This window comes from Kitasatospora griseola, assembly GCF_044999035.1.
In the GTDB taxonomy this organism is placed as follows: domain Bacteria; phylum Actinomycetota; class Actinomycetes; order Streptomycetales; family Streptomycetaceae; genus Kitasatospora; species Kitasatospora griseola.
On sequence record NZ_CP173360.1, the window covers coordinates 2,918,776 to 2,930,980 of the forward strand.

The 12,205-nt window shown below is 72.2% G+C and carries 5 protein-coding genes; 1 reads left to right on the forward strand and 4 read right to left on the reverse strand.

Annotation, left to right across the window (positions count from 1 at the left end; genetic code table 11):
* Window positions 1-3 precede the first annotated feature (3 nt).
* The 4 genes from ACI1MP_RS13125 to ACI1MP_RS13140 all read right to left on the reverse strand — a co-directional run bounded on the left by ACI1MP_RS13125 (window position 4) and on the right by ACI1MP_RS13140 (window position 9,120).
* On the reverse strand, window positions 4-873 hold the full coding sequence (locus tag ACI1MP_RS13125) for a helix-turn-helix domain-containing protein (RefSeq protein WP_380343576.1): 870 nt from the start codon (window positions 871-873) through the stop codon (window positions 4-6).
* Between the two features lie 158 nt (window positions 874-1,031).
* A complete protein-coding gene (locus tag ACI1MP_RS13130; RefSeq protein ID WP_404868731.1) occupies window positions 1,032-3,683 on the reverse strand; it encodes a DNA translocase FtsK in 2,652 nt (883 codons plus the stop codon).
* A gap of 121 nt (window positions 3,684-3,804) precedes the next feature.
* Complete coding sequence (locus ACI1MP_RS13135; protein WP_043912221.1) at window positions 3,805-4,443, reverse strand: two-component system response regulator; 639 nt, start codon at window positions 4,441-4,443, stop codon at window positions 3,805-3,807.
* A 201-nt stretch (window positions 4,444-4,644) separates the two neighbouring features.
* Window positions 4,645-9,120, reverse strand: a complete 4,476-nt coding sequence (locus ACI1MP_RS13140; protein WP_380343641.1) for a HAMP domain-containing protein — start codon at window positions 9,118-9,120, stop codon at window positions 4,645-4,647.
* A gap of 512 nt (window positions 9,121-9,632) precedes the next feature.
* Between ACI1MP_RS13140 and ACI1MP_RS13145 the strand changes: the two genes are divergently transcribed.
* Window positions 9,633-12,191 carry a SpoIIE family protein phosphatase gene (locus ACI1MP_RS13145; protein ID WP_043912219.1) on the forward strand — a complete coding sequence of 853 codons (2,559 nt, stop codon included), beginning with the start codon at window positions 9,633-9,635 and terminating at the stop codon, window positions 12,189-12,191.
* Window positions 12,192-12,205 lie beyond the last annotated feature (14 nt).

Below are 12,205 nucleotides of genomic sequence, written 5' to 3' on the forward strand. Positions count from 1 at the left end.
GGATCAGCCCGCCTGCGGGTCGCCCGGGGTGTAGGTGAGGTGCACCACCTGGCCGTCCTGACCGGCCGGACCGAGGTCCTTGCCGTTGACGAACAGGTGCACGGCCCCGGCGTTGCCGATCACCAGAGTGATCTTCTTCGGGTCGGTGAAGGTCTGGTCCTGGCCGGCTTCCAGGTTGTTGGAGAACAGCGACTTCCCGCTGCCGTCCTTGGCGGTGACCCAGCTCTTGTCCTGCCCGGCGACCAGCTTGACGGTGACCTTGTCGGCGGGGGCGCCGGCCACCGCCCCGGCGCCCGCCTCGGGGGCGGGCGGCTGCGCGGAGGCCTCCAGGGTGGCCGGGGCGGAGACGCCGGAGGGCAGCGGGGCGCTGGCCGCGCCGGGCCCGTTGCCGGCGGGGGACGAGGAGCCGACCAGGTTGTAGCCGATCAGCACGACCACCGCGACGATCGCGGCGACCATCGCGCCGGTCCAGTTCGGGCGGCGGTGGTCCTTGACCGTGACCGGCCCGACGTCGAACAGCCGGGTGGCGGACGCGCCGCCCCCGCCGTGCTCGGCGTCGTAGCGGGCGACCAGCGCCTCGCCGTCCAGGCCGACCTCGCGGGCCAGCAGCCGCAGGTGGCCGCGGGCGTAGAAGGCGCCGCCGCAGCGGTCGAAGTCGTCGTCCTCGACGGCGTGCACGATCGGCACCCGGATCCGGGTGCGGGTGCTGACCTGGTCGACCGTCAGGCCGGCGTCGATCCGGGCCCTGGCGAGCAGCCGCCCGATGCTCGGCCCGTCGGCGGCGTGACGCTGCTCCGCAGGGTGCTCCGGAGCGGCGGAGCCGGGCGCGGAAGGGCCGGGGGCGGAACGGCGGGGGGACTTGCCGATGGTCACTGGGCACGCCTTTCGAGCGGAGGCCACCTGCTGAGGAACCAGTCTAGGGGTGGTGCCGTAACGTTTCTCAACCGGAGGGGGCCCGAACGTGCCACAGTTCTGCTACTGAAGTTGACGGGTGGTCACCTCGCTCTCCGGCCATCGGGACCACCCGTCGCTCACCCCCGCAGAGTGATCAGCACGCCGTCCAGTTCGTCCGGTTTGACCAGCACGTCGCGGGCCTTGGAGCCCTCGCTGGGGCCGACGATGCCGCGCGACTCCATCAGGTCCATCAGTCGGCCGGCCTTGGCGAAGCCGACCCGGAGTTTGCGCTGGAGCATCGAGGTGGAGCCGAACTGGGTGGTGACGACCAGTTCGACGGCCTGCACCAGCAGGTCGAGGTCGTCACCGATCTCCTCGTCGATCTCCTTCTTCGGGCCGGACCCGACCACCACGTCGTCCCGGTAGCGGGCCGCCAGCTGGTCCTTGCAGTGCTGGACGATCTTGGCGATCTCCGCCTCGGTGACGAACGCGCCCTGCATGCGGACCGGCTTGGAGGCGCCCATCGGCAGGAACAGCGCGTCGCCCTTGCCGATCAGCTTCTCCGCGCCGGGCTGGTCGAGGATGACCCGGGAGTCGGCCATCGCCGAGGTGGCGAAGGCCAGCCGGGACGGCACGTTGGCCTTGATCAGGCCGGTGACCACGTCCACCGAGGGGCGCTGGGTGGCCAGCACCAGGTGGATGCCGGCGGCGCGGGCCAGCTGGGTGATCCGGACCACCGAGTCCTCGACGTCGCGCGGGGCGACCATCATCAGGTCGGCCAGCTCGTCGACGATCACCAGCAGGTACGGGTAGGGGGTCAGCTCGCGTTCGCTGCCCAGCGGCGGCTGCACGGTGCCGGCCCGCACCGCGGCGTTGAAGTCGTCGACGTGCCGGAAGCCGTAGGCTGCCAGGTCGTCGTAGCGCATGTCCATCTCGCGCACCACCCACTGGAGGGCCTCGGCGGCCTTCTTCGGGTTGGTGATGATCGGCGTGATCAGGTGCGGGATGCCCTCGTAGGCGGTCAGCTCGACCCGCTTGGGGTCGACCAGCACCATCCGGACCTCGTCGGGGGTGGCGCGCACCAGCACCGAGGTGATCAGGCAGTTGATGCAGGACGACTTGCCCGCGCCGGTGGCGCCGGCCACCAGCACGTGCGGCATCTTCGCCAGGTTGGCCATCACGGTGTGGCCCTCGACGTCCTTGCCCATGCCGACCACCATCGGGTGGGTGTCCTCGGCGGCACTGCGCGAGCGCAGCAGGTCGCCGAGGGTGACCATCTCGCGGTCCCGGTTGGGGATCTCCACGCCGACGGCGGACTTGCCGGGGATCGGCGAGATGATCCGCACGTCGGGGGTGGCCACCGCGTAGGCGATGTTCTTCGCCAGCGCGGTGATCCGCTCGACCTTGACGGCGGGGCCGAGCTCGACCTCGTAGCGGGTGACCGTCGGGCCGCGGCTGAAGCCGGTGACCTTGGCGTCCACCTTGAACTCGGCGAACACGCCGGTGAGCTGGGCGACGATGTCGTCGTTGACCTGCGAGCGGGCCTTGGCGGGCGCGCCGCGCTCCAGCAGGTCCAGCGACGGCAGGGCGTAGGTGATGTCGCCGGCCAGCTGGAGCTGTTCCATCCGGGCCGGGGCCTCGCCGTGGCCGTCGGGGGCCCGGTCGGCGGGCGCCTCGGACGGCCAGGGCTCCTCGGGCGGCACCGTGTTGTCCTTGACCTGCCCGACCACGCTGGCCACCGCCGGCGAGCCGGCCACCCCGAACAGCAGCGCGCCGTCCACCAGGTCGGCGGCGACGCCGGCGGCCAGGTCGCGGGTCTGGTACGGGTCCTTCTCGAAGGAGACCGGCGCGGACTCCGCCGCGTCCGACTCGGCCTGCTTGCGGCGGCGGCGCCTGGGGCGGGCGTCGTCGTCCTCGATGGTGATCGGCAGCGCGTCCGGGTCGGCGTCCTCCGGCGGGGCGGTGGAGTACTCCCGGTCGTCGGCGCCCGGCTCGGCGTCCTCGAACTCGCCGGGCAGCGGCTCGGCGACGCCCAGGCGGACACCCAGCAGGCGCAGGCGCTGCGGGATGCGCTTGATGGGGGTGGCGGTGACCACCAGCAGGCCGAAGACGGCGAGCAGCAGCAGCAGCGGAACGGCCAGCAGCGGGCCGGCGGCGGCCATCATCGGGGTGGATCCGGCCCAGCCGATCAGGCCGCCGGCCTGCCGGATCCGGGTGGCGCCGGAGCCCATGGCGGGCGCGCCGCAGCCGATGTGCACCAGGCCGAGCACGGCGACCACCAGCGCGGTGAGGCCGATCACTATCCGGCCGTTGGCCTCGGGCATGTCGGGGTGGCGCATCAGCCGCAGCGTCATGGCGCCCAGCAGGAACGGCACCAGCACGTCGAGGCGGCCGAACAGGCCGGAGACCACGGCGGTGGCGGCCTCGCCGAACCAGCCCTGCGGGGTGAACCAGGTGCCGGCGGCGGTCACCAGGGTGAGCGCCAGCAGCAGCAGCGCCACGCCGTCCCTGCGGTGCTCCGGGTGCAGGTTGCGGGCGCCGTGCCCATAACTTCGGAAGACCGCGCCGATGGCGTTGGCCAGGCCCAGCCAGATCCGTCGGACGGCCCGGAAGAGTATCGGCCGGGGCGGCGGCGCGGGTGCCGCGGCCGCCTTCTTGGCCGGGGACTTCTTCGCCGGGGCCTTCTTGGCGGCCGGTTTGGCCGCGGCGGCCTTCTTCGCCGGTGTCTTCTTGGCCGGCCCGGGCTTGCTGGTGCGTGCGGCGGCGCTTCCGGGCGTTCGTGTGGCCATGGAGGGCAGCCTACCGGCGCAACCCGGCCCCGGACATGCGCGGGAGCACTTCGGCGGGTTGCGCCGTCGACGCGCCGTCAGCGGCCCGTGAACCACCCGGACGAGTGACGCTGACGGCCGCTCAGTTCGCGCCGGGGCGCAGTGCGTCCAGGGCCCGGCGCAGGCCGACCAGTTTGCGCTCCAGGTGGGCGGCGGTCGCGGCGGCTCCGGCGCTGTCGGCGGTGGCGTCGAGCTGCTTGGTGAGCGCCTCGGCCTGTTCCTCGACGGCGGCCAGCCGGGCCGACAGCTCGCCGAGCAGCGCCCCGCCGATGGCCGGTTCCTCGTCCGTCTCCAGTTGCAGGCGCAGCAGCGCGGCCTGCTCCTTGAGCTGGGTGTTCTTCTGGTAGAGGTCGACGAAGACGGACACCTTGGCGCGCAGCACCCACGGGTCGAAGGGCTTCGAGATGTAGTCGACCGCACCGGCCGCGTAGCCGCGGAAGGTGTGGTGCGGACCGTGGTTGATCGCGGTCAGGAAGATGATCGGAATGTCCCTGGTCCGCTCGCGACGCTTGATGTGCGCGGCGGTCTCGAAGCCGTCCATGCCCGGCATCTGGACGTCCAGCAGGATGACCGCGAAATCGTCGGTGAGAAGTGCCTTGAGCGCCTCCTCGCCGGAGGAGGCGCGCACCAGTGTCTGGTCGAGCGCGGAGAGGATCGCCTCCAGGGCGAGCAGGTTCTCCGGACGGTCGTCGACCAGGAGGATCTTCGCCTTCTGCACCAGGACCCGCCCTCCTGCCGGTTGTTTCCCCAGAGCGGGCACCTTCGTGCCGCCCATCACTGCCCCGGTCATGCTAGCCGTACCCCCTTGCCCGCCACAGGCCCGGTGCCGGGCGTCACCGTCCGGTCACTGTTGGCAACGACGGGTGACCTTACCGGGTTCCCGGCCGGGGCCGCCAGCGCGGGCGGCCCCGTCGGGCGGCGGTTACCTGACGGGCAGGTGCTGGCGCATCACCGCCAGCAGGTGGTCGGTCTCCACGGGTTTGGTGATGTGGTCCGTGGCGCCGGCCTGCAGGCTCTTCTCCTTGTCGCCCTTCATCGCCTTGGCGGTCAGCGCGATGATCGGCAGCCCGGCGAACCGGGGCATCCGGCGGATCTGCTCGGTGGTCGCGTAGCCGTCCAGCTCCGGCATCATGATGTCCATCAGCACCAGGGCGACGTCCTCGTGCTGTTCGAGCATCTCGATGCCCTCCCGGCCGTTCTCGGCGTACAGCACGGTCAGGCCGTACTGCTCCAGCACGCTGGTGAGGGCGAACACGTTGCGGATGTCGTCGTCGACGATCAGCACCCGCTCGCCGTCGAAGCGGATCGGGGCGCCGGTGTTGGTGCGGACCGGCTCGCCCTGGCGCGGGATGGTCTCCTCGGCCGGGCGCGGGGCCTCCTCGGGGCGCGCGGCGCGGCGGCGCTCCAGGGTGGAGCGGCGGCGCTCCTCGACCAGCCCGCGGGCCTCCTGGGTCCACTGTTCGGCGGGCGTGCGGGAGGGCTCCAGGGCGCGCGGCACGGCGCCGCGCTCCAGGGCCACCGGCTCCGGGCCCTCGCTGCGCAGCGGCAGGTAGAGGGTGAAGGTGGAGCCGCCGCCGAGTTCGCTGGCCACGTGGATCTCGCCGCCCAGCAGCCGGGCGATCTCCCGGCTGATGGACAGGCCGAGGCCGGTGCCGCCGTACTTGCGGCTGGTGCCGCCGTCGGCCTGCTTGAAGGCCTCGAAGATCTCCCGCAGCTTGTTGCCGGGGATGCCGATGCCGGTGTCGGAGACCGAGAAGGCGATCAGCTGCTCGTCGGGGTCGCCGATGGTGCCGGTCTCCAGCAGTTGCTCGCGCACGTGCTGGGGGGTGTCCGGGCCGGACACCGGGCGGATCATCAGCTCGACCGCGCCGGCGTCGGTGAACTTCACCGCGTTGGACAGCAGGTTGCGCAGCACCTGCTGGAGGCGCTGCTCGTCGGTGTGCAGGGTGATCGGCAGGTCCGGGGAGACCCGGACCGCGAAGTCCAGGTTCTTCTCGGCGGTGAGCGGCCGGAACGCGGCCTCCACGTAGTCGACCAGCTGGACCAGGGCGATCCGGGCCGGGCGGACGTCCATCTTGCCGGCCTCGACCTTGGACAGGTCGAGGATGTCGTTGATCAGCTGGAGCAGGTCGCTGCCCGCGCCGTGGATGGTCTCGGCGAACTCGACCTGCTTGGCGGACAGGTTGCCCTCGTTGTTGTCGGAGAGCAGCTTGGCCAGGATCAGCAGCGAGTTGAGCGGGGTGCGCAGCTCGTGCGACATGTTGGCGAGGAACTCGCTCTTGTAGCGGGAGGCCAGCGCGAGCTGTTCGGCGCGCTCCTCGAGGATCTGCCGGGCCTCCTCGATCTCGCCGTTCTTGATCTCGATGTCGCGGTTCTGCTGGGCGAGTTGCTCGGCCTTCTCCTGCAACTCCTCGTTGGTGCGCTCCAGTTCCTCCTGCCGGGCCTCCAGTTCGGCGGAGCGCATCGACAGTTCGGCGGTGAGTCGCTGGGATTCCAGCAGCAGGCCCTCGGTCTTGGTGTTGACCGAGATGGTGTTGACGGTGACGCCGATCTGGTCGGCGATCTGGTTCAGGAAGTCCAGCGCGACGGTGGTGAAGCTGGAGAAGGTGGCGAGTTCGATGACGCCGAGCAGCCGGTCCTCGAACAGCACCGGCATCACCACCACGTGCGCCGGGGAGGACTCGCCGAGGCCGGAGGAGATCTTCAGGTACCCGGGCGGGGTCTCCTTCAGCACGATCGGCCGCTTCTCCACCGCGGCCTGCCCGATCAGGCCCTCGCCGAGCCGGAAGGTGGTGGGCATGGTGCGCCGGTGGTAGCCGTAGGAGCCGATCAGGCGCAGCACGATGTCGTTCTCGTCGTCGTCCTCGGTGACGAGTTCGGCGGTGCGGCCGGCGGGCTGGGCGAGGAAGAACGCGCCGTGCTGGGCGGAGACCACCGGGGTGAGCTCGCTCATGATCAGCGAGGCGACGGCGGACAGGTCCCGACGGCCCTGCAGCAGGCCGGACATCCGGGCCAGGTTGGACTTCAGCCAGTCCTGTTCCTTGTTGGTCCGGGTGGTCTCGCGCAGGTTGGCGATCATCTGGTTGATGTTGTCCTTGAGCTCGTCGAGCTCGCCGGACGCGTCCACGTTGATCCGCAGCGACAGGTCGCCCCTGGTGACGGCGGTGGCGACCTGGGCGATCGCGCGCACCTGCCGGGTCAGGTTGTTGGCGAGTTCGTTCACCGACTCGGTGAGGTCCTGCCAGGTGCCGGCCACGCCGGGGACGCGGGCCTGGCCGCCGAGCCGGCCGTCGGTGCCCACCTCGCGGGCGACCCGGGTGACCTCGTCGGCGAACGCGGACAGCTGGTCGACCATGGTGTTGATGCTGGTCTTGAGCTCCAGGATCTCGCCCCGGGCGTCCACGTCGATCTTCTGCGAGAGGTCGCCGCGGGCCACCGCGGTGATGACGAGCGCGATGTTGCGGACCTGGCCGGTGAGGTTGTTGGCCATCAGGTTGACGTTCTCGGTCAGGTCCTTCCAGATGCCGGCCACGCCCGGCACTCCGGCCTGGCCGCCCAGCATGCCGTCGGTGCCCACCTCGCGGGCGACGCGGGTCACCTCGAAGGCGAACGCCGAGAGCTGGTCGACCATGGTGTTCAGGGTGTCGGCGAGCGCCGCGACCTCGCCGGCCGCGTCGACGGCGATCTTCTTGGACAGGTCGCCGCGGGCCACCGCGGACGCCACCTCGGCGATGTTTCGCACCTGGGAGGTGAGGTTGGACGCCATCAGGTTGACGTTGTCGGTCAGGTCGCGCCAGATGCCGGACACGCCGGAGACCCGGGCCTGACCGCCCAGCATGCCGTCGGTGCCGACCTCGCGGGCGACGCGGGTGACTTCGTCGGCGAACGCGGACAGCTGCTCGACCATGGTGTTGACGGTGGTGACGAGCTCGCGGATCTCGCCCTTGGCGTCGACGGTGATCTTCTTGGAGACGTCGCCGCGGGCCACCGCGGTGGTCACCTCGGCGATCGAACGCACCTGGCTGGTCAGGTTGTTGGCCATCAGGTTCACCGAGTTGGTGAGGTCCTTCCAGGTGCCGGAGACCCCGGGCACGCTGGCCTGGCCGCCGAGGATGCCCTCGGTGCCGACGTCCCGGGCGACCCGGGTGACCTCGTCGGCGAACGCCGAGAGCTGGTCGACCATGGTGTTGATGGTGTTCTTGAGCTCCAGGATCTCGCCGCGCGCGTCCACCTGGATCTTCTGCGACAGGTCGCCCTTGGCCACCGCGGTGGTCACCTGCGCGATGCCGCGGACCTGCGAGGTGAGGTTGTTCGCCATCGAATTGACGTTCTCGGTCAGGTCCTTCCAGACGCCGGCCACGCCCGGCACCTGCGCCTGCCCGCCGAGGATGCCCTCGGTGCCGACCGCCCGCGCCACCCTGGTCACCTGCTCGGCGAAGCCGGACAGCTGGTCGACCATGGTGTTGATGGTGTTCTTGAGTTCGAGGATCTCGCCGCGCGCGTCGACCTCGATCTTGCGCGACAGGTCGCCCTTGGCGACCGCGGTGGTCACTTCCGCGATGTTGCGGACCTGCGCGGTCAGGTTGGCGGCCATGAAGTTCACCGAGTCGGTCAGGTCGCGCCACACGCCGGCGACCCCCGACACCTGCGCCTGACCGCCCAGCCGGCCCTCGGTGCCCACGTCGCGGGCCACCGTGGTGACCTGCGCGGCGAAGGAGTTGAGCTGGTCCACCATGGTGTTGACGGTGTTCTTCAGCTCCAGCATCTCGCCGTCGACGTCGACGGTGACCTTGCGCGACAGGTCGCCGCGGGCCACCGCGGTGGTCACCTCGGCGATGTTGCGCACCTGCGCGGTCAGCCGACCGGCCATGGTGTTGACGGAGTCGGCGAGGTCCTTCCAGGAGCCGGAGACGCTGCGCACCCGGGCCTGCCCGCCGAGCTTGCCCTCGGTGCCGACCTCGATCGCCACCCGGGTCACCTGCTCGGTGAACTCGCTGAGCTGGTCGACCAGTCCGTTCACGGTCCGGCCGACCTTCAGGAACTCGCCGCGCAGCGGGTAGCTCGCGCCGGTGGTGTGCACCGAGCGCAGCTCCATGGTCTGCGTCAGGTCGCCCTCGGCGATCGACGACAGCACCCGGCCGACCTCGGCCATCGGCCGGGCCAGGTCGTCGATCAGCGCGTTGCAGTTGTCGACGGCCGCCATCCAGGCGCCTTCGCCGACGCCGGTCTCCAGCCGCTCCGACAGCCGGCCCTCGCGGCCCACCGCGCGCCGCACCCGGGCCAGTTCACCGGTCAGGTGCTGGTTGCGTTCGGCGACCTCGTTGAACACCGCGGCGATCTCGGCCAGCAGGCCGTCACCGGGAAAGGTCAGCCGGCGGCGGAAGTTGCCGTCGCGCATCGCGGTGAGCGCGGCCAGCAGCTTGCGCAGCTCCGCGGGCTCCGCGCCGCGCCCGGGGCCCTGGCGCCGGCCGCCGGCCCGCGAGGGGGGCGCCGACCGCGTGCCGCGCGCAGCGGCCGTCGTGGTACCGGACACGTCCTTGGTCGCCGAACTCAACGGGGCCCTCCCAGGTCCTCACTGTCACCGCGGCGGAAGGGCCGGCGAACGGCCCGTCGATTCCCCGCCGTCCCCTCGACCGTACTGCGGTGGGCGACGGCACACGGACCCCCCAGTGTGACAGCACTGGCACCCGGTGTCGGACCGGTTGCGGAGGGTTTCCCCGGGCGACCAGGGGAACGACCGGGGAAAGTCGTGAAGGAAATCACCCCCAGGGGCTTGTTTCAGCGCCCCGCCCCCGCGGGGTACCAACCGGAAAGTAGGGTGGAGGGCCGCACCGTGCCGAGGCGACCCCCGCCCCGGCCCGCCGCAGGACCTCATCCACCCGCCGTACCAGCAGCAGAGGAGACGTGGCCGTGGTCACCGCGCGCGCAGCCGCCACCTTCGAACCGGTCGACCGGTCGGCCGCCGCGGCCCGCGGCTTCGTCCGGGACGCCCTGCTCGGGTGGGACCTGCCCGAGGTGGTGGACGACGCCGTGGTGCTGGTCAGCGAACTCGTCACGAACGCCGTGGTGCACGCCGGGACGGCCGCCGAGGTGGCCTGCCTGCGCGAGGAGGAGACCGTCCGGATCGAGGTCAGCGACCGGCACCCGGAGCGCGGCCAGGACTCCTTCGCCAATGTGACGCTCAACTCGGACCGGTACGCCGACCCGGACGGCGAGGGCGGCCGCGGTCTGCTGATGTGCTCGGCGCTGTCCAGCAGCTGGGGCGTCGAGTACGCGGCCGGCCGGAAGACCGTGTGGTTCCGCCTCACCCTGCCCGAGCAGCAGCCCGGCACCCGGTACGCGCTGCCCAGCCTGCCCGGCGGCGAACTGCCCGCCGCGGACGGGCCGGTGCGGGTCGCCGTCGTCCAGCTCGACGACCACGGCCGGATCCGGCACTGGAACGCCGACGCCGAATCGCTCTTCCACCGCCCCGCCGACGCCGTGTTCGGCCGCCCCTGGGCGGAGCTCGCCGTCTGGCCGCAGACCCCCGGCCTCGGGCTCGGCGACACCCTGCGGCTGGCCCGCTGGGAGGGCAGCTACACGGTGCGCGGCGGCGACGGCTCCGCCCGCGAGGTGTACGGCACCCACGTCCGGCTGCGCGACAGCGAGGGCGCGCCGATCGTGCTGTGCCTGCTGGTGCGCGAGTCCGACCGGGCGGTGCTGCGCACCCCGGGCACCGCCACCGCGTCCACCGAGGCCGTCACCACCGCCGTCGAACCGCTCGACCTGCTGGTCGGCCCGGTCTCCCCCGACGACCTGTCCAGCCTGCTGCAGCGGATCGTCGAACGCGCCCGCGACCTGCTCGACGCCGACGCCGCCTACCTGATGCTCACCAGCGAGGACGAGACCGAGTTCGAACTGCGCGCCGCCACCGGCCTGGCCGGCCCGGCCCGCCGCTTCGCCCGGCTGCCCATCGACGGCGGCGGCGGCCGCTTCGACTCGGCCCGGCTCCCGGCCGTCCACGAGGACCTGGCGGTGCGGCCCGGCGCCGCGCCGCTGCTGGCCGGCACCGACCTGCGCTCGCTGATCACCGTCCCACTGAAGGTCGAGGGCCGGCTGACCGGCTCGCTCGGGGTGGCCGCCGCCCCGCCCGGCCGCTACGACAACGAGGACGCGCTGCGCCTGCAGTTCGCCGCCGACCGGATCGCGCTGGCCCTGGAGAGCGCCCGGCTCGGCGAGTTGGAGCGGCTGCGGCGCGGCTCGCTGTCCTTCCTGGTGGAGGCCTCCGACCTGCTCGCGGGCACCCTGGAGCACGAACAGACGCTCGCCCTGATGGCGCAGATGGCGATCCCCACCCTGGCGTCCTGGTGCGCCGTCTACACCACCGCGGACGCCGCCGCGGGCGCCGAACTCGCCTTCGTGCTGCACGAGGACGAGGACCGGATCGACGCGCTGCGCGCCCTGCTCGACAAGTCCCCCGCCCCGGAGGCGGAGTTCAGCCCCGGGGCCTGCCCGTGGACGGCGCCGGCCGACACCGCCCGCGCCCTGGGCCTGGCCGACAGCCCCGAACTGGCCGGCCTGCTCGGCGAGACGGTGGTGCTGCCGCTGTCCGCCCGCAACCGGGTGATCGGCCTGCTGGTGCTCGGCACCCGGCGCGGCGTCCGGTTCCGCCAGGAGATCCTGGAACTCGGCGAGGACCTGTCCCGCCGGGCTGCCCTGGCGCTCGACAACTCCCGCCTCTACTCGGAGCGCACCGCCACCTCGCAGGCCTTCCAGCGCGCCCTGCTGCCGCCGGAGCTGCCGAAGATCCCCGGCGTCGAGGTCGAGGTGTTCTACCAGGCCGCGGGCGAGGGCAACGAGGTCGGCGGCGACTTCTACGACCTGTTCCCGATCCGCGAGGGCACCTACGGCTTCGCCATCGGCGACGTCTGCGGCACCGGCCCCGAGGCCGCCTCGGTCACCGGCCTGGCCCGCAACTCGCTGCGCCTGCTGGCCCGCGAGGGCCTGAGCGCCCCGCAGGTCCTCACCCGACTGAACGCGGCGATCCTCGACGAGGGCAGCCGGGCCCGCTTCCTCACCCTGCTCTACGGCGAGTTGACGCCCCGCGAGGACGGCTCGACCGCGCTGTCGCTGGTCTGCGCCGGCCACCCACTGCCGCTGCGGCTGCGTACCGACGGGCAGGTCGACCAGGCCGCCTCGCCGCAGCCGCTGCTCGGCGTGATGGACGAACTCGATCTGACCGCCGAGGAGTTGGTGCTCGCCCCGGGCGAGGTGCTGCTGTGCGTGACGGACGGCGTCACCGAACGCCGGGAGGGCCGCCGGATGCTCGGCGACGACGGCCTGATCGAGGTGCTGACCGGCTGCGCGGGCCTCACCGCAGGCGCCGTCGCCGCCCGCGTGCACCGCGCGGTGGAGCGCTTCGCACCCGAGCCGCCGTCCGACGACATGGCGATCCTGACCTTGCGCATTCCGACCCAGCGGCTCAACTAGTCACGGTTTGCTCA